The sequence below is a fragment of the Candidatus Polarisedimenticolia bacterium genome (assembly GCA_036001465.1).
Classification (GTDB): Bacteria; Acidobacteriota; Polarisedimenticolia; order Gp22-AA2; family Gp22-AA2; genus Gp22-AA3.
The window spans coordinates 59,398-82,702 of record DASYUH010000086.1; the positions used below are offsets into that span (position 1 = coordinate 59,398).

The 23,305-nt window shown below is 68.5% G+C and carries 22 protein-coding genes, 4 tRNA genes and 1 pseudogene; all 27 read left to right on the forward strand.

The window, feature by feature from the left end; genetic code table 11:
* The first annotated feature begins 69 nt into the window (after window positions 1-69).
* Window positions 70-885, forward strand: coding sequence for a prepilin peptidase (locus VGV60_15745; protein ID HEV8702728.1), 816 nt, complete (start codon window positions 70-72; stop codon window positions 883-885).
* The gene (locus VGV60_15750) at window positions 882-2,837 is read left to right on the forward strand and encodes an ATP-binding protein (protein ID HEV8702729.1); all 1,956 of its coding nucleotides are present in this window, start codon (window positions 882-884) and stop codon (window positions 2,835-2,837) included. The genes VGV60_15745 and VGV60_15750 overlap by 4 nt, the downstream gene beginning before the upstream one ends.
* Window positions 2,838-3,075: 238 nt before the next feature.
* Window positions 3,076-3,573: a GspH/FimT family pseudopilin gene (locus tag VGV60_15755; GenBank protein ID HEV8702730.1), complete on the forward strand. Its 498-nt coding sequence runs from the start codon at window positions 3,076-3,078 to the stop codon at window positions 3,571-3,573.
* 16 nt (window positions 3,574-3,589) lie between these two features.
* Window positions 3,590-4,069: a hypothetical protein gene (locus VGV60_15760; GenBank protein HEV8702731.1), complete on the forward strand. Its 480-nt coding sequence runs from the start codon at window positions 3,590-3,592 to the stop codon at window positions 4,067-4,069.
* Window positions 4,070-4,071: 2 nt separating this feature from the next.
* Window positions 4,072-6,900, forward strand: coding sequence for a prepilin-type N-terminal cleavage/methylation domain-containing protein (locus tag VGV60_15765; protein ID HEV8702732.1), 2,829 nt, complete (start codon window positions 4,072-4,074; stop codon window positions 6,898-6,900).
* A gap of 14 nt (window positions 6,901-6,914) precedes the next feature.
* On the forward strand, window positions 6,915-8,813 hold the full coding sequence (locus tag VGV60_15770) for a hypothetical protein (GenBank protein HEV8702733.1): 1,899 nt from the start codon (window positions 6,915-6,917) through the stop codon (window positions 8,811-8,813).
* Between the two features lie 69 nt (window positions 8,814-8,882).
* Window positions 8,883-9,674, forward strand: coding sequence for a hypothetical protein (locus tag VGV60_15775; protein ID HEV8702734.1), 792 nt, complete (start codon window positions 8,883-8,885; stop codon window positions 9,672-9,674).
* Window positions 9,671-10,885 (forward strand): sigma-54 dependent transcriptional regulator, encoded by a 1,215-nt coding sequence (locus VGV60_15780; GenBank protein HEV8702735.1) that lies wholly within the window; start codon window positions 9,671-9,673, stop codon window positions 10,883-10,885. Before VGV60_15775 ends, VGV60_15780 begins: the two co-directional genes overlap by 4 nt.
* A 116-nt stretch (window positions 10,886-11,001) precedes the next feature.
* Window positions 11,002-11,385 carry a prepilin-type N-terminal cleavage/methylation domain-containing protein gene (locus VGV60_15785; GenBank protein ID HEV8702736.1) on the forward strand — a complete coding sequence of 128 codons (384 nt, stop codon included), beginning with the start codon at window positions 11,002-11,004 and terminating at the stop codon, window positions 11,383-11,385.
* Window positions 11,386-11,530: 145 nt separating this feature from the next.
* The gene (locus tag VGV60_15790) at window positions 11,531-12,853 is read left to right on the forward strand and encodes a cyclic 2,3-diphosphoglycerate synthase (protein ID HEV8702737.1); all 1,323 of its coding nucleotides are present in this window, start codon (window positions 11,531-11,533) and stop codon (window positions 12,851-12,853) included.
* Window positions 12,854-12,867: 14 nt separating this feature from the next.
* Window positions 12,868-13,896, forward strand: coding sequence for a carbamate kinase (gene arcC / locus VGV60_15795; GenBank protein ID HEV8702738.1), 1,029 nt, complete (start codon window positions 12,868-12,870; stop codon window positions 13,894-13,896).
* Window positions 13,897-13,903: 7 nt separating this feature from the next.
* Window positions 13,904-14,839 (forward strand): ornithine carbamoyltransferase, encoded by a 936-nt coding sequence (gene argF, locus VGV60_15800; protein ID HEV8702739.1) that lies wholly within the window; start codon window positions 13,904-13,906, stop codon window positions 14,837-14,839.
* A gap of 89 nt (window positions 14,840-14,928) precedes the next feature.
* Window positions 14,929-15,363, forward strand: coding sequence for a 50S ribosomal protein L13 (gene rplM / locus VGV60_15805; protein ID HEV8702740.1), 435 nt, complete (start codon window positions 14,929-14,931; stop codon window positions 15,361-15,363).
* A 22-nt stretch (window positions 15,364-15,385) separates the two neighbouring features.
* Window positions 15,386-15,778: a 30S ribosomal protein S9 gene (gene rpsI / locus VGV60_15810; GenBank protein HEV8702741.1), complete on the forward strand. Its 393-nt coding sequence runs from the start codon at window positions 15,386-15,388 to the stop codon at window positions 15,776-15,778.
* Window positions 15,779-15,802: 24 nt separating this feature from the next.
* Window positions 15,803-16,474, forward strand: a pseudogene (gene rpsB, locus VGV60_15815) (30S ribosomal protein S2).
* A 385-nt stretch (window positions 16,475-16,859) separates the two neighbouring features.
* On the forward strand, window positions 16,860-17,489 hold the full coding sequence (gene tsf / locus VGV60_15820) for a translation elongation factor Ts (protein HEV8702742.1): 630 nt from the start codon (window positions 16,860-16,862) through the stop codon (window positions 17,487-17,489).
* A gap of 68 nt (window positions 17,490-17,557) precedes the next feature.
* On the forward strand, window positions 17,558-18,277 hold the full coding sequence (pyrH, locus tag VGV60_15825) for a UMP kinase (protein ID HEV8702743.1): 720 nt from the start codon (window positions 17,558-17,560) through the stop codon (window positions 18,275-18,277).
* Between the two features lie 3 nt (window positions 18,278-18,280).
* Complete coding sequence (frr, locus tag VGV60_15830) at window positions 18,281-18,841, forward strand: ribosome recycling factor (GenBank protein HEV8702744.1); 561 nt, start codon at window positions 18,281-18,283, stop codon at window positions 18,839-18,841.
* Window positions 18,842-18,884: 43 nt separating this feature from the next.
* The gene (gene ispD, locus VGV60_15835) at window positions 18,885-19,580 is read left to right on the forward strand and encodes a 2-C-methyl-D-erythritol 4-phosphate cytidylyltransferase (protein HEV8702745.1); all 696 of its coding nucleotides are present in this window, start codon (window positions 18,885-18,887) and stop codon (window positions 19,578-19,580) included.
* Window positions 19,573-20,145: a 2-C-methyl-D-erythritol 2,4-cyclodiphosphate synthase gene (gene ispF, locus VGV60_15840; protein ID HEV8702746.1), complete on the forward strand. Its 573-nt coding sequence runs from the start codon at window positions 19,573-19,575 to the stop codon at window positions 20,143-20,145. The genes ispD and ispF overlap by 8 nt, the downstream gene beginning before the upstream one ends.
* Complete coding sequence (gltX, locus tag VGV60_15845) at window positions 20,142-21,659, forward strand: glutamate--tRNA ligase (GenBank protein HEV8702747.1); 1,518 nt, start codon at window positions 20,142-20,144, stop codon at window positions 21,657-21,659. The genes ispF and gltX overlap by 4 nt, the downstream gene beginning before the upstream one ends.
* Window positions 21,656-22,426, forward strand: a complete 771-nt coding sequence (gene rlmB, locus VGV60_15850) for a 23S rRNA (guanosine(2251)-2'-O)-methyltransferase RlmB (protein HEV8702748.1) — start codon at window positions 21,656-21,658, stop codon at window positions 22,424-22,426. The genes gltX and rlmB overlap by 4 nt, the downstream gene beginning before the upstream one ends.
* Window positions 22,427-22,487: 61 nt before the next feature.
* Window positions 22,488-22,563: transfer RNA gene (locus VGV60_15855), tRNA-Thr, on the forward strand.
* A gap of 78 nt (window positions 22,564-22,641) precedes the next feature.
* Window positions 22,642-22,727 (forward strand) — tRNA-Tyr (locus VGV60_15860).
* Window positions 22,728-22,891: 164 nt separating this feature from the next.
* Window positions 22,892-22,966, forward strand: a tRNA-Gly gene (locus VGV60_15865).
* Between the two features lie 15 nt (window positions 22,967-22,981).
* Window positions 22,982-23,056, forward strand: a tRNA-Thr gene (locus VGV60_15870).
* A 108-nt stretch (window positions 23,057-23,164) separates the two neighbouring features.
* Window positions 23,165-23,305: GTP-binding protein (locus VGV60_15875; protein ID HEV8702749.1), on the forward strand; the 141-nt coding region annotated here is incomplete at its 3' end.

Sequence of the window (23,305 nt, forward strand, 5' to 3'; positions counted from 1 at the left end):
CCCGTCCGGGTCGGGGGGCGGCTCCCCGTTCCCGGACGCCGCGCGTTGAGTGGGAGAGGACCCGAGCCGATGCCGTCGTTCGTCCTGTGGTTCCTGGTCGCCGGAACGGGCGCCTGCATCGGCTCGTTCCTGAACGTCTGCATCCACCGCCTGCCCCGGCGCGTCTCGATCGTCAGGCCGCGGTCGGCGTGCCCGGGCTGCGGCCGGCTGATCGCCTGGCATGACAACATCCCCGTCCTGTCGTTCCTGATCCTCGGAGGGCGCTGCCGCCGCTGCCGGGCCGCGATCCCGCTGCGCTATCCCCTGGTCGAGGCGGCGACCTGCCTGCTGTTCGTCCTTCTCTTCATGAAACGCGGCCCCACCGTCGGTTTCGCCGTTCAGGCGCTGTTCATCGCCGCGCTCACGGCGCTCATCGTCATCGATGCGCTGCACCAGATCCTGCCGGACGCCATCACCCTGCCGGGCATCGCCCTCGGGCTCCTGACGAGCCCCCTGCGCGACGGCGGCAGCCGCGCGGTGGTCGACGCCCTCGCCGGCGCGGCGCTCGGGTTCCTGCTGCCGTGGTCGATCAACGAAGCCTATCGGCTGTGGCAGGCGCTGCGCGGAGTGCCGCGGGACCGTCGGGAGGACGGGATCGGGCAGGGGGACTTCAAGCTCCTGGCGATGATCGGCGCGTTCCTGGGAATCAAGCTCCTGCTGTTCACGCTCTTCGTGGGGGCCGTCTCGGGGGCCATTTTCGGAGTGCTGATGATGTGGCGGCGCGGCTACGGCTGGAAGTCGAAGCTGCCCTACGGCGTCTTTCTCGGCGGAGCCGCGATCCTGGGCGTGTTCGTGGGCGACTCCTGGGTGCGTCTCTACCTGGATTTCGCCGGGGTGGGCCGGTGAAGCGGTCGCTCCTGCGCAGCTACGAGGGGCAGATCAAGGTCTTCCTCGTCCTGCTGGTGCTCTTCCTGGCGGTCGCCATCTTTCTCAATTTCCACCTGCTGGTCAAGGCTCGCGACGCCATCCAGCGGGAGGTCGGAACGCGCGTGGCTCTCCAGGCCGACCTGGTGCGCGCCGAGCTGGAGCGCGATCAGATGCTGCGCGGACTGCGCGCCGCTCCGGGTACGGCGCCCTACATCCCGCCCACGTTCCTCAACCTGATGGCGCGGCAGAAGGGGATGCTGCAGATCGAGATCCTGACCCTCGATGGGACGGTGCTGTCCTCCTCCGACCCGGAGCGCATCGGCGGGCGGGACGGCCGCCTCGCGGAGGACACCGTCGCGTCCCGCCGGCTCGCCGCGGGCGGGAGCGTCATCGCCCCCCTGGATCGCGTGCGGAATTCGAGCTACGCCACCCTGGCCGCCTATCGCCCCATCCAGGACAAGAGCCGGACCACCGTCGCCGTCATCCGGCTCGTCACCGAGGTGCCGGCCCTGGGCACGGTCGACTTCAACCTGACCCTGATCGCGGCGTTCCAGGCCGCCGGCCTCGTGTTCATCCTGGTGCTCGTGATTCTGTTCGCCCGGTGGCTGCTGCAGCCGTACCGTCGGCTGCTCTCGGCCGCCGGCCAGGCGCCCGGGCAGATGCCCGGGCTGGCGGCGGCCGCAGGGCGTGACGAGACGGACGACCTGGTGCAGGCCTTCCAGGGGGTGCTCGACAAGCTGCGGGACCAGGAGCAGGAGGTCCTGCGGCTGAGAGGCTCCGGCGCGCAGGAGTCGCCGCAGGCGCTGGCCTCCGAGCAGCTCGTGGGCGGCATGTCGAGCGCCGTCCTGGTGTTCGATCGCGAGGGCCGGCTGGCCGTCCTCAATCCCGCGGCGGAGCGCCTCCTGGGGATGGATCGGGGCACGTCGGTCGGGCGCAAGTACGGCGATCTCCTCGGCCGCTCGGAGCGCCTGGTCGATCTCATCGCCCGCTGCCTGAAGACCGGGGAGAGCCTGTCGCGCGAGGTCGTGCCGCTTCTCGATCCGGCCGGCAAGGTGACGCACCTGGGGGTGATGGTCTCGCCGGTGCGGCCGGGGGCCGACAACGCGCCGCCCGGCCGGCCCGCCGAGGGGGCGCTCTGCCTTCTGGCCGACCTCACGGAGATCAAGGCGCTGCGCGAGAAGGTCGGCCTGAAGGAGAACCTCGCGGTCCTCGGGGAGATGTCGGCGGGGATCGCGCACGAGTTCAGAAACGCCCTGGCCACGATCCACGGGCTGGCCCGGCTGATCGTCAAGGCCAACGGCAACGGGGGGGGCGCCACGGCGCCGCGCGAGCACGCGGAGACGATCCTGCGGGAGGTGGAGGGGATCGAGCGCATCGTGACCGATTTCCTGCGCTACGCCCGCCCGGCCGCGCTCGACCTCTCGGACGTCGACCTCAAGGAGATCGTGGACAACCTGGCGCGCGAATCCCGGGAGGAGGCGGCCCCCGCCGGCGTGACGGTCGAGGTCCAGGGGACCTTCCCGCGGATTGTCGCGGACGAGGCCCTGGTCCGGCAGGCCATCCGCAATCTCCTGATGAACGCCATCGAGTCGTTCCCCCGGGTTCCGCCGGACGCCGTCCCCCCCGGCCCGGGAGCGCCGGCACGCCGGGTCGTGCTGCGCGGCGAGGCCAGGGAGGGACCGGAGGGGGGGATCCGCCTGGTGGTCGAGGACAACGGCTCCGGGATCACGACGGACGACCTGCCGCGGATCTTCACCCCGTTCTTCACCACCAAGGAGCGGGGCACCGGGCTCGGCCTGGCGCTGGTGCAGAAGACGGCGGCGGTCCATGACGGCCAGGTCGAGGTCCGGAGCGAGCCCGGACGGGGCGCGAGCTTCGCGCTCGTCCTCCCGGCCCGGCCCGGCGCTCCCGCGACCGTCCCGACCCTCTGAGGCCTGCGACTGTTACGTCCTGTAACACCTCGGACCCCGGTCACGAATCCGTAACCGCTCAGGACGGCGGCCGAACCGACCCAACTCCTGCTCGTGCCGCAGTTGACGCGTCTCCGTCGGCGCCAGCACGCCCTGGCACATCGGTTGCTCGTTGCCACTGTGCCCGGGCGTTCTGGCAGGTGAGAGCGACCCGGGGCGCGGCGAGACGAAACGAATGGTTCTCGCAGGAGAGACCGAGATGGATCGCAGGCGCACCGGACCGGACCAGACAGGACGTGGACAGCGGGGCTACTCGCTTCCCGAGCTCCTGATCGTCATCGCCATCATGGCGCTCTTCATTCTCTTCGCGGGCCCGGCCATGGCCGAGGCGTACAAGGCCTACAAGGTGCGCGCCGTCGCCAACGGCCTCGCGACCGACATCCGGGCGCAGCGCTACAACGCGGTGTCCAACCGGCAGCCGCGCACCTTGACGGTCAACAACCAGGCCCATGCCACGGCGCCGAACCAATACTCCTACGCGACCTACAAGGGGGACACGATCACGGTCCGCATGGACGGCGTGAACGTCGAGACGGCCAGCGCCGCCTCGATCACCTTCAACATCAACGGATCGACCGGCTCGGCCGGAAACACGACGTTCCGGGTGAGCGCGATGATCAACAGCTCGCGCAACGATCGCTACACGATCACCGTGACCCCGACCGGCACGGTGTCGACGGCCTACAGCACCTTCTAGGCGCGGGGAGACGGACATGAACGGGACGGCACGGGTCATCGGACGCGGCAGGAGCGAGGGGGGCTTCAGCCTGATCGAGGTGGTCATCGCCATCGGCGTCCTGGCGGGAGTGCTCCTGTCCATCTGTTCGATGTTCATCATGGGCGGCCGCCAGGTCAAAACGGGCAAGACGGTGACCGAGGCGACCGCGATCTGCCACGCCATCATGGAATCGTTCGACAGCCTGTCGTTCACCGCCCTGTACACGACGTTCGGGGCGGCGGCGACCGACACCACGATGACGGTGACCAGCACGACGACCGGGAGCGCCATCCAGCCCTGGCAGACCGAGATCGCCAGGAAGCTCAACAACGGCGTGGCCACGCTGACGATCATCCCGCGCGGCCCGGGAACACCGAATTTCGGGCAGGCCACCGGCATCCGGATGACGGTCACCGTGACCTGGACCGAGCTGGCCCGGCCGCAATCGGTGTCGTTGTCGACGGTGAGGTTCTAAACATGCGCAGGGAGGAGAAAGGCCGGCCGCCCGGACCGGGCGGCGGAATGGAGGACAGCGTGTTCAGCCACGGAACGACCGAGGAACGGAACGGCAGGGGATTCAGCCTGATCGAGATGATGGTGGCGTCCGCCATCTTCGCGATCGCCGCCGCGGTGGCCTTCATTCTGTACAGCGCCGCCCAGAAGTCGTACAAGTCGGGCGAGAACTTCACCGACCAGCAGCAGTCGACGCGCGTGGCCTTCGACCGCATGATCTCGGACATCCGGCTGGCCGGGTTCAACACCAACCCGGACGGGGACAGCACCCGGATCGACGAGCAGGTGGAGGGGGCCTGGGACACCGCCGTGACCGTGCGCGGCGACTTCGACTTCGAGGACCCGGCCGCCAGCGTCACCCCCGAGGCCGCCCTGCCCGGCGCCGCCTACAGCATCGTGTCGACCGGCAACGACGAGATCGTCACCTACGTTCTGGCCAAGCCCGGCCCGGTCGGCGCGGAGACGCTCACGTTCCGCCTCGATCCGGACAAGCCGCGGATCAAGTCGCTCAAGACCGTCATCATCCCGAACGTGGTGCTGAACCAGAGCAACCCGCCGTACACGCTGTACCGGGTGAGCCTGACCGACGTCACGGGGGCCTTCCCGGCCTCGCCGCAGGCGGCGACCAATTTCGTCTACGAGCCGGTGGCCGAGAACATCCGCAGCATGACGTTCCTCTACTACAACGACGCCGGCACGCTGGTCAGCCCCAACACGCCGACCAACAACGCCGACGACATCGGGGGGGCCGACGCGAACTCGCTGACGCGCTCGGGCATCCGGAGGATCAGCGTCCGCATCGTCGGCATGACGCAGGACGAGGACCTGGACTACACCGATCCGACCGACGCGACCGCGACCTCGCACTACCGCAAGTTCGACCTCGCGTCGGACGTCAATCCGGAGAACCTGGGGAAGACCGGGGTCCGCGATCTGGACGTCACCCCGCCCCCGTCCCCGACGAACGTCAGCCTCGTCCCCGGCCACTGCCAGGGGATGCTGGTGAAATGGGATCCCCCCTCGTCCACCGCGGGCGTGAGCTCCTACAGCATCAAGTACTGGCCGAACGGCTCCCCGTCGAGCTTCGCGACGTTCGGTGTCCCTTACCCCCACATCGATTACGGAACCACGGACTACCTGGGGCACGGGTTCGTCTCCACGCTGACGTCGGGGAGCACATACTGCTTCCAGGTGCTGGCGAAGGACGCCAGCGGCAACTCGAGCAACTGGGCGCCGGCCTCCTCCGCGCCCTGCGCCGCGGTGACCGACACGCTCGCGACTCCCGTCACGATCCCGGGGGCGCCCCAGAACGTGAAGGCGACCGGCAACGGAACGCTGGCCCCCCTGGACAGCCAGATCCGGGTGACCTGGGACGAGTTGAAAGTGAACGCCGGCGCCCTGACCGGAGACCCGAACACCATCGGCGGCGCCACGATCCTGCGCGACACTAAGGGGTTCAAGCTCTACCGCGACACGGTGTCGAGCTTCACGCCGAACGACGCGACCAACATGGTCGCCAATGCCACGGCGCTCGGCCTGGGCGCCCTCTCGTATACGGACCTCGTCGTCGTCAACTGCAAGACCTACTATTACAAGCTGGTGGCGGTCGACAAGTGCGACATCGCCGGGGCGGCAAGCCTTGCCGCCACGGGCCAGGCGGTGACCGTCATCGCGCCGTCCAAGCCGACCGGCCTGAGCGGCAATCGCACGTCCAAGACGAACATCCGCCTGACCTGGACGCCGGTGACCACCAACGTCATGGGCACGACCGTCTACATCGAGCAGTACAAGGTCTACCGCGTCAAGCTGCCCTCGGGCACCTCTCCGGGCAGCATATCGCCCGGCAGCTTCACTTTCAGGGGCACGGCCACGACGCCGACGTACGACGACACGCTCGACAGCACCGACCATCGCGACCTGAACCAGGGTTACTCGATGTACTACGTGGTGTCGGCCGCCGACCTGTGCGGCAACGAGGGCGCCAAGTCCGACCCGGTCGAGGTCTACTGCTCGTTCAACGGGTCGCTCTCGCCGAACCCGGCCGACGCCACGAGCAACGGCGGCAGCGTGCCGGTCTCGATCACGGTCAGCGGCAGCGATACGTATGCCCGCGCCAAAGTCCGCATCCCGAGCCTCGTGGCCCCCGGGACCGACGTCTACAACCAGGAAGTGTTCACGACCTGCGGCTCGTCCCCGTGCACCTTCAGCTTCCCGGCCTGGGACACCACGGCCTCGGGCGGAGGAAACTTCACTCTCTACTGGGAGGTGGAGAACGACAAAGGCTGCATCAAGTACCTGACGACGTCGTTCACCGCGACGGCGAACCTGGCCTGCCAGATCACGCCAACCAACCCGAACCTGTCGCCGACCAGCGGCAAGCCGAGCGCCCTGAACAAGAAGATGTCCTGGGACGTGATCAACAACTCGGGGAAGAACATCGAGATCTACAAGATCGATGCCTCGTGGACAAACGTCCTCGGGAGCCACGTCCTGACCGACCTGGAATTCCCGACGGGGACCTCGATGATCCCGTTCTCCTGCGTCAAGACGGCGTCCACCTCGTCCAACGCGACGGTCGACTGCTCGGTCTTCACCATCGGGCTGGGGGCGAGCGACAACGGCCTGTGCGGGACCTCGGCCTGCATGAAGAACATGTCGCTCCTCTGGGACCTGCAGATCGTCAACTCGAGCAACGTCGGCGAGACCGTGACGGTCAAGTACTACTTCAGGGACGCGACCAGCGCGACCGGGACCTGCCAGTTCTCGGTCAAGCCGGACCTGACCATCAATTAGCCGAGGATGAAGCCATGGACAGGACAACGACAATGAATCCGACCCTGATCGACACCAGGCGGGATGAAGAGGGATCGGCCCTGATCATCGCGGTTCTGGTCACGGTCATCCTGGCCCTTCTCGGCCTGTCGTATCTGATGATGGCGCAGACGGAGAGCACCATCGCCGAGAACGAGCGGAACTCGGCCACGGCGCTGTACGTCGCCGAGGCCGGGGCGCGCCTGACGGTCAACTGGTTCAACGACCCGTCATCCACGGGGTACCTGGTCCCGACGACGGGCCAGATCGACCGCACCCAGCGGGTGTTCGATCACGACAACAATACCGGCACCGCGCGGGTCCTGGCGGTGGCCGCAGACGCCACGAAGCCCATCTACAAGGACGCAACCGTCACCCCGAGCGCCATCTTCGACCGGCCCTACCGCTCGGCGCTGGGAGACACCTTCCTCGGCGTCGAAACAGGGACGGACGCCGGCTTCCCCACGGCCGGCCCGGACGTCATCGTGAGCAGCTCGCACCTGACCACGATCAACAACGCGCTCTTTCCGAACTTCCCCAAGGCCAGCCTGCGCGCCCGGATAGCCCGGATCGAGATCTACGCCCCGCCTGTCGTCAGCATCGGTGGCGCGGCGACCCGGATGGGGATCGCGACGGTCAAGGTCACGGCCGGGGTCTTCATCTTTCCGGGGACGGCCGACGAGCGGCAGGTCGCCACCCGGGTGGTCAAGGCGGTGGTCAACGAGATCCCGATTCCCGGCCCGGGGGGCCCGCTGCAGTCGTGCGCCAACCTGACCTACACCGGCAACTTCCAGATCCACTGGGGGACCGGATCGTCGCAGGGAACGGCCGACCTGGGGCTGACGTCCGGCAACCTGACCAACAAGGCGCCGACGGGGATGCCGTATGCCATGAACGATCCGAGCACCTACGCGGCCGGCGCCGACAGCCTGGCGACCTGGGCAACGAACCATAACGGCCAGGACATCGACGACCCCTGGTTCAAGTTCATCGCCGGCGGAAACCTCCAGAACATCAGCTTCGCGCCGGCCCCGAGCGACCCGCAGCCCTGGCACTCCACCTCGCCGGGCAGCACCACCGACGATACCTCGAACCTGTTCCAGAACACCGTCCTCAACTGCCCGACGTTCGACTATGCCCTGTGGAAATCGATCGCCCAGAGCGGCAACAGGAACAACTATTACTACTCCTACGACACCGCGACGACCAACTTCAAGCTCGACGGTGTGGGGACGGCGATGACCATGGAGGCCGCGACGGGCGGGCGGAGCGGCGTCTTCTTCTTCGACACGTACGACGGCACGGCGCCATTCGGCCTCTACACCGACACCTGGCCGACGACGAACCTGACGCCGGCCATCGCCATGTCGAACGGCTGGCCCGGCGCCCAGGGGTTCATCTACCTGAACTCCAAGCAGTTCGCGACCACCGGCGCGGGCGGCAGCGGCACCACCCGGACGATCATTCCCCCCGGCGAGCCGGGGGACGGATCGGGCTGGGTCAACATCAACTACCCCGGCTCGTTCACCGGCAACTACCGGATCACCAACGGCACCGCCACCAACGACCTCCCCTTCCAGGACCCGGTGACCGGCGACTGGTGGTGCACCGATATGCCCAACTGTCCCGCCGGGCCCGCTTCGCCGGTGAAGGACAGCTACGGCTTGCCGTTCCAGGACAATGTCGTGATGGACGGGGTCTTCTACAACAGCGGCACGTTCTCGGCCCAGGGGAACGCCAGGTACTTCGGCTCTCTCATTGCCCAGCAGGGCGTCCTGGATGGCGGCGGCACGCCGGAGCTCTACTTCGACGAGTCACTCGTCAAGGGGAACTGGCCGCGCAAGGGGATGAACCTGCCGCGCGTCGTGATCTCCGCCTGGCAGACGGACCTTTAGACCCGCTTGATCCCCGGCCGTCCGGACCCTACATTTCCGTCATCGGGGTCACTGGAGGCCCGCATGTCGATGCCATCCGGAAGACTGGCCTGCCTGACGCTCGGCGTGACGCTTCTCCTTCTGTGTCCCGCCGGGGCGCCCGCCGCGGAGGATCAGAAGCCGCCTCCTGCGCAGTCCGACGAGCAGAGGAAGGCGGAGGAGCGGAAGAAGGCAGAGGAGCAGGAGAGGGCGGACGAGCGAAAAAGCGCGCAGGAAAGGCAGCAGGCCAGGGAGAAAGCTCCGGCCGCGGCCCCCAAGAGCGCCCCGCTCCGTTTCACCGATGACGATCTGGAAGCATTCCACAAACGCCCCCCGGCATCCGCCGATGAGGCGGAAACCGACGAAGAGGACGAGGCGTCCAGCCCCCCCGTCGCCGCGCCGCCCGCTCCGGCAGGAGCCGGAGTCCGGCCGCCGGCTCCGCCCGCGCCCCCGAAGGGGCCCCGTCCCGTCGTCCGCCCGGTCGTGAGGCCGCCGGGAATCGCCCCCCGACCGCAGGACGACCCCTTGAAGCCGTTCCGTGATCGCGAGGCGAAGGAGAAGTTCCGCACCGAGCAGATCCAGAAGATGCGCGACCGTCTGGCCGCCATCGACAAGCGCCTGGAATACCTCAACGCCCGCAAGCTCGGCGTCCTCGACCCCCTGGTCGGGATGCCGGCGCCGCAACCCGGGGACGACGCCCAGGGTCAGGCCGCCCTGCGCCCCAAGGATCTCCTGGAAGCGATCGACCGGGAGATCAAGGGGCTCGAGCAGGAGAAGGAGCAGGTGCAGGCCGACCTGGTGTCGATCGAGACACGGTTCGCGCAGGAGAGCCAGAGCCGGTGAGGTCCGCCGACCGCATCCTCCTGGTCGAAGACAAGGACAGCCTGCGCGCCGTCCTGAGAAAGACGCTCGAGGCCGAGGGCTTCGGAGTCGACGAGGCTCCCGACGGCGGCATCGCGCTCGACCGGATACGGCGCGATCGGTTCGCGATGATCCTGACCGACCTCCGGCTTCCGGCGGCCTCCGGCCACGACGTTCTCAAGGCGGCCATCGCGTCCGACCCGGAGATGCCGGTCATCATGATGACCGCCTACGGGACGATCAAGGACGCGGTCAGCGCCATGAAGGCCGGGGCCTACGATTATCTGGAGAAGCCGGTCGATGCCGATCATCTCCTGGCGCTGGTGCGCCGCGCCCTCGACCACCGGAGCCTCGTGCACGAGAACGCGCAGCTGAAGGAGCGCTTCTCCCAGGAGCTCCACACCCCGGAAATCCTCGGCGACAGCCCCGCCCTTCAGCGCGCCCTCGACCAGGTGCGCAAGGTGGCGCCGACCGATGCCACCGTGCTGCTGCTCGGGGAAAGCGGCTCGGGGAAGGAGCTGTTCGCCCGCGCGGTGCACCACCTGAGCGGCCGCAAGGCGCACTCCTTCTTCCCGATCAACTGCGCCGCCATACCGGAGAACCTCCTCGAGAGCGAGTTGTTCGGGTACGAGAAAGGGGCGTTCACCGGCGCCTCCGGCACCAAGCGGGGCAAGTTCGAGATCGCGGACAGGGGGACCCTGTTCCTCGACGAGATCGGCGACCTGTCGCTCGGGCTGCAGGGGAAGGTCCTGCGGGTCATCGAGCAGCGCCAGTTCGAGAGGGTGGGGGGGACCGAAACGCGGAGCGTCGACATCCGCCTGGTGGCCGCCACGAACAAGGACCTGAAGGGGCTGGTGGGCCAGGGGGCCTTCCGGCAGGACCTCTTCTTCCGCCTGTCGGTCTTCCCGGTCACCGTCCCGCCGCTGCGCGAGAGGCCCGAGGACATCCCGATCCTGGCGCGGCATTTCATACGAAAGTTCGCCGCCGAGCAGAAGAAGCGCGGCCCGATCACGCTCTCCGACGACGCCCTCAGGGACCTGTGCGCCTATGCCTGGCCGGGAAACGTGCGCGAGCTGGAGAACTCGATCGAAAGGGCCCTGATCCTGGGTGAGGGGGACCGGCTCCTGCCGGAGCACCTGAGCCTTCCGGGCGGGGTCCGCGAGGAACCACGGACACGCCCGGGCCGGGGCTGAATTCCCGAATCGTGCTCGGCTCCGCACCGGCGACGGCGCGCCGCGGCCCGCCGGGCGGTTCTTTGACTGGACGCGTCCAGGGCCCTAAGTTCACCGGAGGACGGAGGCGACGCTCGATGCGCAGCGAACGGGGCATGAGCCTGGCCGAGTTGACCGTCGTCATGGTCCTGGTCGCGGTCGTCACGACGGCCGTCGCGACCTACTCGATCCCCTGGCTCGGCAGGGAAGAGATGCGGGGAGCCGTCTACACCATCCAGGAATATCTGCAGCTGGCGCGCGTCCAGGCGGTCTCGCGCAATCGCGACTGCCGGTTCCTGATCGACAGCGTCTCGCGCCAGGTTCGCGCGATTCTCATCCGAAAGGACCCTCGGACCGGGCGGTGGAGCGCCGGGGACGGACGCTCTCCGATCACGACCTTTACGGCCCCGGAGCTGCCACCCGGGACACGGACCGTCCCGATTCCGGCCTCCGGCGCCCGGCAGAATCCCCCCGCCGGGTAGGGTCGGAGCCGTTCGTGTCCTCGCCTTGTGACCCCCGGCCCGCGTCTGCTATAGTCGGCCCCGTTTCCGCGAGCGTCTTCACCCTTCAGCATCCACCGGGAGCGATCGCGAAGGCTCTGTCGCAACCCCCGCGGGGAGGATACCAATGAGCGCGCGACGTGTCCTGATCATGGGTGCGGCCGGAAGGGACTTCCACGACTTCAACGTCCGCTACCGCGACCATCCGGAATTCGAGGTCGTGGGGTTCACGGCCACACAGATCCCGAACATCACCGATCGGCGCTACCCGGCGCAGCTCGCCGGCCCCCGTTACCCCGACGGCATTCCGATCTACGAGGAGGACCGGATCGAGGAGCTCATCGGCCGCCTGTCGGTCGACCTGGTCGTGTTCGCCTACTCCGACGTGTCCCACGAGCACGTGATGCACAAGGGATCGCAGGTGATCGCCGCGGGGGCCGATTTCGTCCTCATGGGATTCAACGAGACCTCCCTGAAATCGGTGAAGCCGGTCGTTTCGGTGTGCGCCGTCCGCACGGGCGCGGGCAAGAGCCAGACGACGCGCCGCGTCTGCCGCAAGCTCCTGGACCGGGGCCGGCGCGTGGTCGCCGTGAGGCATCCGATGCCCTACGGCGATCTGGTGAAGCAGGCGGTGCAGCGCTTCGCCGCCTTCGAGGACCTGGACCGCTACGAGTGCACCATCGAGGAGCGTGAAGAGTACGAGCCGCACCTCAAGAACGGCACGGTGGTGTACGCGGGGGTCGACTACGGGGCGATCCTCAAGGAGGCGGAGCGCGAGGCAGACGTCATCGTCTGGGACGGCGGCAACAACGACCTGCCGTTCTACAAACCGGACGTCGAAATCGTCGTCGTCGATCCTCACAGGCCGGGGCACGAGCTGAGATACCACCCGGGAGAGGCGAACCTGAGGCGCGCCTCGTGCATCGTCATCAACAAGATCGACACGGCGGACAAGCGCGGGATCGAAGAGGTCAAGGCGAACATCGCGCGCTACAATCCGAGAGCGCTCGTCATCGAGGGAGCCTCCCCCGTGACCGTGGAGGACCCGACCGCCATCCGCGGGAAGCGCGTCCTGGTGGTCGAGGACGGCCCCACCCTCACGCACGGCGAGATGGGATACGGCGCCGGGGTCATCGCCGCGCAGCGGTTCGGCGCCGCCTCGCTGGTCGATCCGCGGCCGTACGCGGTCGGATCGATCGCGGCGACGTTCAGGAAGTACCCGGGGATCGGGCCCCTCCTGCCGGCCGTCGGATATGGCGAGAAGCAGATGGACGAGCTGAAGCAGACCATCGAGAAGGTGGACTGCGACTTGGTGCTGATCGCGACGCCCATCGACCTGCGCCGGACCATTCGCTTCGAGAGGCCGGCCCTCCGGGTGACGTACGAGCTGCAGGAAATCGGCAAGCCCGACCTGGACGACGCCCTCGACCGGCTCCCGTTCGGCTCCTAGGAAGGGGCCTCCGCATGCCGCCGCGCGGACAACTTGCGGTCGTCGCCTTCGGCGGCAACGCCCTCATCAAGAAAGGGCAGGAGGGGACCCAGTGGGAGCAGATCGAGAACGCCCGGGAGACGGCGCACTCGCTGATTCCGATCCTCAAGGAAGGCTATCGACTGGTCCTGGTGCACGGAAACGGTCCTCAGGTCGGCAACATCCTGATCCAGGTCGAGGAGGCGGTGACGAAGGTCCCCCCCCTCTCGCTCGACCTGTGCGTCGGCATGTCGGAGGGGAGCATCGGCTACCTTCTCGAGATCGCCCTCCTCAACGAGCTCAGGCGGAGCCGCCTGAGGCGGCCTGCCGGGGTGGTCACCCTGGTCACCGAGGTCGTCGTCGATCCGGACGATCCGGGCTTCCGGCGGCCGACCAAGCCGATCGGTCCGTTCTACCCCCGCTTCCGGGCGGAATTCCTGATGCACAAGCAGGGATGGTCGATGGTCGAGGACGCCGGCCGCGGCTGGCGCAAGGTGGTCCCCAGCCCGAGGCCTCTCGAAGTGGTGCAGAAGGAGGCGATCCGGCGGGCGGTGGAGGACGGCAGCATCGTCATCGCGGGCGGCGGGGGCGGCATCCCGGTGTACCGGACAGGGCAGGGAGAGCTGCGGGGGGTCGAGGCGGTCATCGACAAGGACTACACGGCCGCGCTCATCGCCTCCGATCTCAAGGCCGACCTGTTCATCATCCTGACCGGCGTCGAGCAGGTGGCGATCCACTTCGGCAGGCCCGACCAGAAAGGGATCAGGCGCATGGACGTGACCGAGGCCCGGAGGCATCAGGCCGACGGACAGTTCCCCGAGGGGAGCATGGGGCCCAAGATCCGGGCGGCCATCGAGTTCGTGGAGAAAACCGGAAGGCACGTCCTGATCACCTCGGGGCCGAGGCTTCCCGACGCGATGCGGGGCCGCGCGGGCACGCTCCTCCTCGCCGCGGCGAAGGCCGCTCGTCCGGCGCGATCCGGGGCGGCGCGCCTCAAGGTGCGCGGCCGGGGGTCGGCGCGGTGACTCCTCCATGAAGAACGCCGATCTCGTTTCGATTCATGACCTGTCGCGCGAGGAGATGACGGAGATTCTCGACCTCGCGGCGCGCATCAAGCGGGATCCGGGCGCGTTTGCGGCCACGCTTCCGAACCGGACGCTGGCGATGATCTTCGAGAAGCCCTCGCTGCGTACGCGCGTGAGCTTCGAGGCCGGCATGACCCAGCTCGGCGGCCATGCCATCTACCTGGGACCCGCCGACATCTCGATGGGCCGGCGTGAAAGCGTGGCCGACATCGCGCGCACGCTGTCCGGCATGGCCGACGGCATCATGGCCCGGACGTTCTCGCATCAGGCGATCATCGATCTGGCGAAGCACGCCACCATCCCGGTGATCAACGGCCTGTCCGATCACTCCCACCCGTGCCAGGCGCTGGCCGATTTCCTGACGATCCGGGAGGTGCTCGGGCGCACGGAGGGGATCACCCTGGCCTACGTCGGCGACGGCAACAACGTCACCCACTCCCTGATGTACGCCGCGGCCAAGCTGGGAGCGAACGTCCGGGTCGCCACGCCGCCCGGCTACGCTCCCGACCCCGAGGTGGTGCGGCGGGCGCGTGCGGACGCGGCCGGAAGCGGCGCCACCCTGGCGATCGGACATGACGTGGACGAGGCGGTCCAGGGCGCCGACGTGGTCTACACCGACACCTGGGCGAGCATGGGGCAGGAGGCGGAGCACGACGCGCGGGTCGTCGTGTTCCGGCCGTTCCAGGTCAATGCCAGGGTCATGGCGCGCGCCGCCAAGGGGGCCATGTTCCTGCACTGCCTGCCGGCGCACCGGGGAGAAGAGGTCACCGACGACGTCATCGAATCGGGCGCTTCGGCCGTCTTCCGGCAGGCGGCCAACCGCCTGCACGCGCAGAAGGCGGTGCTGGTCCTGCTGATGGGCGGCCAAGCGGGCATCAGGTAAGATAAGACTTGACAGCACTTGCCCCTGCCTGCCAAAATGACCGACTTGCACCACAGTCTCGGGGTGCTTCCATTTGATCGCGAGGATGGATGAAAACGTACGTCTGTAAGCAGGCCGAAGCGGACCGGAAGTGGATCATGGTGGATGCGGACGGCCAGACGCTCGGCCGCCTGTCCACGTTCGTGGCCCGAATCCTGATGGGGAAGCACCGCCCCACGTACACGCCGTTCGCCGACGCGGGCGACTTCGTGGTGGTCATCAACGCGGGCAGGGTCCGCCTGACGGGCCGCAAACTGGAGAAGAAGCTCTACCGCTGGCATACCGGCTACCCCGGAGGCCTCAAGGAGGTCCCGGCGGGGAAGATGCTCAAGGCCCATCCCACGCGCGTGATCGAGTGGTCGGTGAAAGGCATGCTGCCGAAGGGAAGCCTCGGCCGAAAGCTCGGCACGAAGCTCAAGGTCTACCCCGGGCCCCAGCATCCGCACCAGGCCCAGAAACCCGAGACCGTTGCCATCCCGGCCTGAGGCCGGATCGGAGGTTCGAGGCATGGCGGCTGTGCAGTTCTACTCGACGGGACGACGCAAGACCGCGACGGCGCGGGTCTACCTGCGTCCCGGCGCGGGCAACCTGGTGGTCAACCGGCGCCCGATCGACGCCTACTTCCATACCGACGCGCTGAAGCGCGTGGTGCGTGAGCCTCTGGCCCTCACCGAGACCGCGGAGAAGTTCGACGTCCTGGTCAACGTGGCGGGCGGCGGCGAGGCGGGCCAGGCCGGAGCCATCCGGCACGGCATCGCCCGCGCCCTCGTGCTGTTCGAGCCGGCGCTCAGGGGGCGGCTGAAGGAGGCCGGCTTCCTGACGCGCGACTCGCGCGTGAAGGAACGGAAGAAATACGGGCAGCGCGGAGCGCGGGCCCGCTTCCAGTATTCGAAGCGTTAGAGCATCCATGACAGGAGGGACGATTTGACGGCGGTCACGATGAAGGAGCTTCTGGAGGCCGGGGTCCACTTCGGGCACCAGACCAAGCGTTGGAACCCGAAGATGCGCGAGTTCATCTTCGGCCAGAGAAACGGCATCTACATCATCAATCTCCAGAAGACCCTCATCAAGTTCCGCGAGGCGATCGACTTCGTCCAGCAGGTGTCGGTGCAGGGCGGCGCCCTCCTCTTCGTCGGCACCAAGCGCCAGGCCCAGGAGGCGGTCGCCGAGGAGGCGACCCGCGTCGGCATGCCGTTCGTGAACCAGCGCTGGCTGGGCGGCACGCTCACCAACTACCGCACGATCAAGAAGCGCATCGAGCGGCTGCGCTGGCTCGAGACCTTCCTGCAGAATCCGGTGGAAGGCCGCTACACGAAGAAGGAGCTGCTGCAGCTCGAGAAGGAGCGGGTGAAGCTGGCCAAGGTCCTGACGGGCATCAAGACGCTCGATCGCCTGCCCGACGCCCTGTTCATCATCGATCCGAAGAAGGAGCACATCGCCGTCCAGGAGGCCAGGAAGCTCGACATCCCCGTGGTGGCGGTGGTGGACACCAACTGCGACCCGGAGGATATCGACTACCCGATCCCGGGCAACGACGACGCGATCCGCGCCATCAAGCTGTTCGCGTCCCGGATCGCGGACGCCATCCTGGAAGGACGCAGCGTCTACGAGAAGCAGGCGGGCGAGCAGGAAACCGCGGAGGCCGCCCTCATCGCCGCGGGAGGGGGAGGCGTGATGGTCGCGGGGATGCCGGCGCTCGGCGACGAGGCCGCCGGAGCGCGACACGCGCGCCGCGCGGCTGCCGGTGAGAGCCGCCGGCCCGCGCCGCGCCGGAGGCCCGCGGCACCCCGGCCGGCGCAGCCGGCGGCGGAGTCCGCGGCTCCCGACGGAGGCGAGCCGGAAGCCGAGACGGTGAACGTCGAGGGGGGCGCGGAGCGCAAGGCCGCCGCTCCCGGCGACCGAGCCGTCACGGAATAGGCCGGATCGGATTCCTGTCCCCGCCGCACGCCCGCCCAGCCGCAGCGAAATCGAGGAGGAGTGGATGGACATCACCGCGTCACTGGTCAAGGAGCTCCGCGAAAAGAGCGGCGCGCCGATGATGGATTGCAAGTCGGCGCTGGTCGAGGCCGAGGGGGACCTGGAGCGCGCCCACAAGATCCTGAGGCAGAAGGGACAGGCGACCGCCTCGAAGCGATCGGCCAAGGCGACGAGCGAGGGTGCGGTCTCGGCCTACATCCACGCCGGCGGGCGGATCGGGGTCCTGATCGAAGTGAACTGCGAGACCGATTTCGTCGCCCGGACGGCCGACTTTCAGACGCTCACCAAGGACCTGGCGATGCACATCGCCGCCTCCGAGCCGAAAGCGGTGGACCGGGACGAAGTGACCGAGAGCGTCCTGAACGAGGAGCGCGAGATCTACCGGCAGCAGGCCGCGGCCACGGGGAAGCCGCCGGCCGTGATCGAGAAGATCGTCGCCGGGCGGATGGAGAAGTTCTACCAGGAGTTCTGCCTTCTCGAGCAGCCGTTCGTGCGCGATCCCAACCTGACGGTCAGGGACGTCATCAACGCGGTCATCGCCAAGACGGGCGAGAACATCCGGGTCAAGCGGTTCGCGCGTTTCGTGCTGGGCCAGGACGGCGCGCCGAAGGGAACGGGGCACACGTCGCGCTAGGACACACTCCCAGGCGTCGTCCAGGAGCGCGCGGCACGGACCATACCCGAATGGGGCAGGCTCCCAGCGTGGCCAAGCAGCCGAGATACCGCCGCATCCTTCTCAAGCTCTCCGGCGAAGCCCTCATGGGCGCGAAGCCGTTCGGCTTCGAGTTCGACGTGGTCCGCTCCATCGCCGAGCAGGTGCGCGAGGTGCACGGCCTGGGCGTCGAGGTCGCCATGGTCATCGGCGGCGGCAACATCTATCGCGGCCTGGCCGGCGCGACCAACGGCATCGATCGCGTGACCGGCGATCACATGGGCATGCTGGCCACGGTGATCAACTCCCTGGCGATGCAGGACGCCCTCGAAAAGCTCGACGTCCACACGCGCGTGCTGTCGGCCATCGAGATCCGCCAGGTGGCCGAGCCGTACATCCGCCGCCGCGCCATGCGCCATCTCGAGAAGGGGCGCGTCGTGATCATCGCCGCCGGCACCGGGAACCCGTTCTTCACGACCGATTCGGCCGCCGCCCTCCGGGCCATGGAGGTCAAGGCGGAGGTGATTCTCAAGGCCACCCAGGTGGACGGCATCTACTCGGCCGATCCCAAGAAGAACCCGAAGGCGCAGAAATTCGAGGCGATCACCTATCTCGAGGTCCTGGAAAAGGGCCTGAAAGTCATGGACGCAACGGCCATTTCCCTGTGCATGGACAACCATCTGCCGATCATCGTCTTCAATCTCGGCGTGCGCGGCAACATCCTGCGCGCCGTCACGGGGGAGAAAATCGGTTCGATCGTGAAGGAGTGAGCCATGATGGTCAACGAGATCAACCAGAAGGCGCAGAAAAAGATGAACGAGACCGTCGAGCACACGCGGAAGGAGCTGACGGCGATCCGGACCGGGCGGGCCTCGCTCTCCATCCTGGACGGCATCACCGTCGAATACTATGGCACGCCGACGCCGCTCAACCAGGTTGCGACCCTGACCGTCCCCGACCCCACGCTGATCGTGGCCCAGCCGTGGGACGTGACGCTGATCCCGAAGATCGAAAAGTCGATCCGGGCATCCGACCTGGGGCTGAACCCGGCGAACGACGGCAAGGTCGTGCGCATCCCTATCCCTCCGCTCACGGAGGAGAGGCGCAAGCAGCTGGCGCGCAAGGTGCATGAGATCGCGGAGCACGGGCGCACCGCGATTCGCCTGGAGCGGCGGGACGCCAACGAAGCGCTCAAGAAGCTCCTGAAGGAGAAGAAGATCTCGGAAGACGACGAGAAGCGCGGTCTCGACCTGGTGCAGAAACAGACCGATCTGCACATCCAGCAGATCGACGAGCTGTCGAAGCACAAGGAAGACGAGATCCTGAAGATCTGATCGCCGTCCCCGACGCCGGGACTCTCCGGCCACTCCGGATCCCATGACTGTCGCCGCCATCCTCGTCGCCGCGGGCCGCGGCGCCCGCATGGGGGCCGACCGGCCCAAGGCGTTCCTGCGCCTGGGCGGGACGACCCTCCTGGAGCGGGCCCTTCGCGCCTTCACCTCCCACCCGGGGATCGGGCGCGTCGTCGTGGCGGTGCCGGATCCCGGGGAGGCCGGTCGAGAGCTCGGCCCGTCCGCTTCGGGGGTCCTCCTGGTGCGCGGCGGGGCGGAGCGCCAGGATTCGGTGCGGCTGGCCCTCGAGGCGCTCCGCCCCTCCGAGGCGGACATCGTCCTGGTGCACGACGCCGCGCGGCCGCTGGTGTCGCGCGAGCTCATCGATGCGGTGATCGCGGCGGCCCGCGAGCACGGCGCCGCGGTGCCGGTGGTCGCCCCGGCCGAGACGATCAAACGGCTGGCCGGAGACGGACACATCGAGGGGACCCTCCCGCGCGAGACGCTGCGTCTGGCGCAGACGCCGCAGGGGTTCCGCACCGCGTGGCTGCGGGAGGCCCACGCGCTCGCCGCCCGCGACGGATTCAGGGGGACCGACGACGCGGCGCTGGTCGAGAGGTCGGGAATCAGGCCCGCGACCGTCCCGGGATCTCCGGGAAACCTCAAGATCACCACGCCCCTGGATCTCGTCCTGGCCGAGACCCTGCTCGCCGGCCCGGCATCTGGAGAAGACCATGGCTAGCCCACGACCGGCACGAATCGGCGGGACCCGAGCCACATCCTCGCGCCCGCGGCCCCGGCAGGCGATCACCGCACCGTCCCCGCAGCTGCGCATCGGCTGTGGCGCCGACGCGCACGCGCTCCGTCCCGGGCGCCGCCTGGTGCTCGGAGGGATCGAGATCCCGCACCCCCTGGGCCTCGCGGGACATTCCGACGCGGACGTCCTGTCGCACGCCCTGTGCGACGCCCTGCTCGGGGCCCTCGGCCTGCCCGACATGGGGACGCGCTTCCCCGACTCCGACGAGACCTTGAGGGGCCGCTCGAGCCTGTTCTTCCTGCAGGACGTTATGCGCGAGGCCCGGGAGCGCGGGTTCGAGATCGTCAACGTCGACACGGTGGTCCTGGCCGAGGCCCCGCGCCTGCAGCGGCACCTCGAGTCGATCCGCGCCTCTCTGGCTGCGGCTCTTGGCGTGCCTCCCGCCTCCGTCGGCCTGAAGGCCAAGCGTCTCGAAGGACTGGGGGCCGTCGGCCGCCGGGAGGGAATCATGGCGCAGGCGGTGGCCCTGCTTTCGGGCCCCCGCGCATGACGCCGCCGCGCGTCCGATTCGCCCCCTCGCCGACCGGAGAACTCCACGTCGGCAACGCGCGCACGGCGCTGTTCAACTGGCTGTTCGCCCGCCGTCACCGCGGCGTGCTCATCCTGCGCGTCGAGGACACCGACGCGGCCCGGTCGCGGCCGGATCACGAGACGCGTCTTCTGGACGACCTCCGCTGGCTCGGGCTCGGCTGGGACGAGGGCGTGGACGAGGGCGGGGAGAACGGCCCGTACCGGCAGTCGGAAAGGCTGTCCCTCTACCAGGACAAGGCGGACGACCTGATCGGGCGCGGATTGGCCTATCCCTGCTTCTGCTCGCAGCAGATGCTGGAAGAGGAGCGCGCCGCCCAGCGGGAGGCGGGGCGGGCCTCGCTCTATCCCGGCCGATGCCGGCGGATTCCCAGAGACGAGGCGGCGCGTCGGCGCGCCGCCGAGCCGGCCGCCGTGCGTTTCAACGTGGGGGCGGCCGCGGCGGGGGACACGTCGATTGCTTTCGAGGACCTGGTGCACGGCGAGGTGCGATTCCCGATGTCGCAGATCGGGGACTTCGTGATCCTGAGACGGGACGGCTGGCCGTCGTACAACTTCGCGGTCGTGGTGGATGATCTGCAGATGCGAGTGAGCCACGTGATCCGGGGGGACGATCACCTGTCGAACACACCGCGCCAGCTCCTGGTATACGGCGGGCTCCGGGCGCCCGCTCTCCCCCGCTTCGCCCACCTGCCCCTCATCGCCGGCCCCGGCGGCGCGCCGCTGAGCAAGCGCGAGGGCGCGGCCTCCCTGGCCTGGTTCCGCGAGGAAGGGTATCCGCCCGAGGCCCTGATGAACTATCTCGCGCTCCTGGGCTGGTCGCCTCCGGGCGGCCAGGATCTCCTGACGAAGGAGGAGCTGGTGGCCCAGTTCGGATTCGATCGCGTGTCGCGCGCCCCGGCGATCTTCGACCGCCCGAAGCTCGACGCGCTCGCGGCGCGGCACATGGCTCGCCTCCCGGCGGATCGGCTGGTGGACCTGGCGTCCGAGCAGCTGCGGAGGGCGGGGTACCTGCCCGCCGAGCTTCCGGCCGGCGCCCGGGAATGGATCGGCCGATTGGCGCTTCTCTACGCCGAGAGGCTGCCGAGGATGAGCAACCTGCCGACGGACGCCTCGGTGCTGTTCGATTTCGCGCCTCCGAAGAGCCTGGCCGACCCGGAGGTCCGCCAGGCGCTTCTCGATCCCCGATCGCGCGGCGTCATCGAGGCCCTGGCGCGGCGCCTGGGGGAGGAGCCTCTGACGGCCCCGCGGTTCCAGGCCCTGGCCGACGAGGTCCGCAGGGAGACCGGAGCGAAAGGCAGGGACCTCTACCACCCGATCCGGATCGCACTCACCGGAAGCCCCTCCGGCCCCGAGATGGTGAAGTTCCTCCCGGTGATCGAGGAGGGGAGCCGGCTGCCTCTGCCGCGGCCGATCGTGCCGTGCGCCGAGCGGGCGCGTTCTCTGCTCGCCGCCACCCGGGCGAGCACCTCGTGACCGACCTGGTGTTCGGGATTCACCCGGTCCTCGAGGCCCTGCAGGCGGGGCGGCGCACCGTCACCCGGGTGGTCATTGCGGCGTCCCGGCACGATGCGCGGATGCGGCAGATCGTCGAGGCGGGGCGCAAGGCGGGGGTCCCCGTCCAGTTCCAGCCGGATCGCGCCGTCGACCGCCTCGCGGGCGGAGAGGCGCACCAGGGGGTCGTCGCGTTCATGGCCGGCGCGGCCTACGCCGATGCCGAGGGGCTTTTGGCGTCCGCCGGTCCCCGGACGCTCTTCGTGGTTCTCGACGGAGTCGAGGATCCCCGCAACCTCGGGGCCGTGATCAGGACGGCCGCCGCTGCCGGGGCCGACGGCCTGTTCCTGCCCGAGCGCGGGGCGGCTGGCCTGACTCCGGTCGCCGTCAAGGCCTCCGCCGGCCTCGCCGAGCGCCTGCCGGTGGCCCGGGTCACCAACATCGTCGCTCTGCTCAAGTCCATGAAGGAGAAGAATATCTGGGTCGCCGGTGTGGACCAGGAAGGGGCCACTCCCTGGACGTCGTTCGACCTGACCGTTCCCCTGGCGCTGGTCCTCGGGGGGGAGGGACGCGGCCTGAGGCGGCTGGCCCGGGAGACGTGTGACGTGGTCCTGTCGGTCCCTCTGGCCGCGGGGGTCGAGTCGCTGAACCTGGCGGTGGCGGCCGGCGTCGTCCTGTTCGAGGCGGTGCGCCAGAGGCGCGGGAAGGGGGCCGGGCCGGTCGGGAGCGGGCCGCAGGAGGCTCGATAGAATTTTAGGACAGGCATCTTGCGGCCCGTGTAAATGCATGCTACCATTCGGCGTTTGTCAAGCTGGCGTAGCTCAGCGGGTAGAGCAGCTGATTTGTAATCAGCCGGTCGGGGGTTCAAATCCCTTCGCCAGCTCCAGCCCGCGGGAGCGGGCGTTTGTGTTTCTACGCCGCCGTTTCAGGGAACGGTTCTGGTCGCGGACGGCGGTGCTTCCGTGGGGAGATTCCCGAGCGGTCAAAGGGAGCAGACTGTAAATCTGCCGCCGTAGTGCTTCGGAGGTTCGAATCCTCCTCTCCCCACCACCCTGGCGGTGCGTCGGACGGAGATCGGGTGGCGGAGATCGGGCGCGCCTCGGCGAGGACGGCGCGAGGGCAAGGCGGCACGAGAGGAACTGGACGGGGGGACGGCGGCTGCGGCGAGGCGCCAGTGGCGCGATGGATCTTCACCCCAGCCGATCGCAGGCAACGCGGGAGTAGCTCAGGGGTAGAGCATCAGCCTTCCAAGCTGAGGGTCGCGGGTTCGAATCCCGTTTCCCGCTCCATCGCTTCATTCCCGGGCCCACGTGGCTCAGTGGTAGAGCACTTCCTTGGTAAGGAAGGGGTCACCGGTTCAATCCCGGTCGTGGGCTCCACCTTTCGGACGATCAAGGGCGCTCGGGCGCCCCGGAGGCCCGCCGGCGCGGGCGCGATGAGGATGGACGAGGCCGCGAGGACGCGTCCGCGGTCATCGGAGGATCGAGATGGGTAAAGAGAAATTTCAGAGGACGAAGCCGCACGTGAACGTGGGGACGATTGGTCACGTGGACCACGGGAAGACGACGCTGACGTCGGCGATCACGATGGTGCTGAACAAGAAGTTCCCGAAGATTCTGGTGCGGTCG

What these genes read in the sequence shown, in the direction of transcription:
- VGV60_15755 (HEV8702730.1), top strand. Translation starts at nt 3,076, where the DNA reads ATGGATCGCAGGCGCACCGGACCGGACCAGACAGGACGTGGACAGCGG.
- VGV60_15785 (HEV8702736.1), top strand. Translation starts at nt 11,002, where the DNA reads ATGCGCAGCGAACGGGGCATGAGCCTGGCCGAGTTGACCGTCGTCATG.
- tsf (HEV8702742.1), top strand. Translation starts at nt 16,860, where the DNA reads ATGGACATCACCGCGTCACTGGTCAAGGAGCTCCGCGAAAAGAGCGGC.
- gltX (HEV8702747.1), top strand. Translation starts at nt 20,142, where the DNA reads ATGACGCCGCCGCGCGTCCGATTCGCCCCCTCGCCGACCGGAGAACTC.
- VGV60_15765 (HEV8702732.1), top strand. Translation starts at nt 4,072, where the DNA reads ATGCGCAGGGAGGAGAAAGGCCGGCCGCCCGGACCGGGCGGCGGAATG.
- rpsI (HEV8702741.1), top strand. Translation starts at nt 15,386, where the DNA reads ATGGCGGCTGTGCAGTTCTACTCGACGGGACGACGCAAGACCGCGACG.
- ispF (HEV8702746.1), top strand. Translation starts at nt 19,573, where the DNA reads ATGGCTAGCCCACGACCGGCACGAATCGGCGGGACCCGAGCCACATCC.
- VGV60_15770 (HEV8702733.1), top strand. Translation starts at nt 6,915, where the DNA reads ATGGACAGGACAACGACAATGAATCCGACCCTGATCGACACCAGGCGG.
- rplM (HEV8702740.1), top strand. Translation starts at nt 14,929, where the DNA reads ATGAAAACGTACGTCTGTAAGCAGGCCGAAGCGGACCGGAAGTGGATC.
- VGV60_15745 (HEV8702728.1), top strand. Translation starts at nt 70, where the DNA reads ATGCCGTCGTTCGTCCTGTGGTTCCTGGTCGCCGGAACGGGCGCCTGC.
- argF (HEV8702739.1), top strand. Translation starts at nt 13,904, where the DNA reads ATGAAGAACGCCGATCTCGTTTCGATTCATGACCTGTCGCGCGAGGAG.
- VGV60_15775 (HEV8702734.1), top strand. Translation starts at nt 8,883, where the DNA reads ATGCCATCCGGAAGACTGGCCTGCCTGACGCTCGGCGTGACGCTTCTC.
- frr (HEV8702744.1), top strand. Translation starts at nt 18,281, where the DNA reads ATGATGGTCAACGAGATCAACCAGAAGGCGCAGAAAAAGATGAACGAG.
- VGV60_15760 (HEV8702731.1), top strand. Translation starts at nt 3,590, where the DNA reads ATGAACGGGACGGCACGGGTCATCGGACGCGGCAGGAGCGAGGGGGGC.
- arcC (HEV8702738.1), top strand. Translation starts at nt 12,868, where the DNA reads ATGCCGCCGCGCGGACAACTTGCGGTCGTCGCCTTCGGCGGCAACGCC.
- ispD (HEV8702745.1), top strand. Translation starts at nt 18,885, where the DNA reads ATGACTGTCGCCGCCATCCTCGTCGCCGCGGGCCGCGGCGCCCGCATG.
- VGV60_15790 (HEV8702737.1), top strand. Translation starts at nt 11,531, where the DNA reads ATGAGCGCGCGACGTGTCCTGATCATGGGTGCGGCCGGAAGGGACTTC.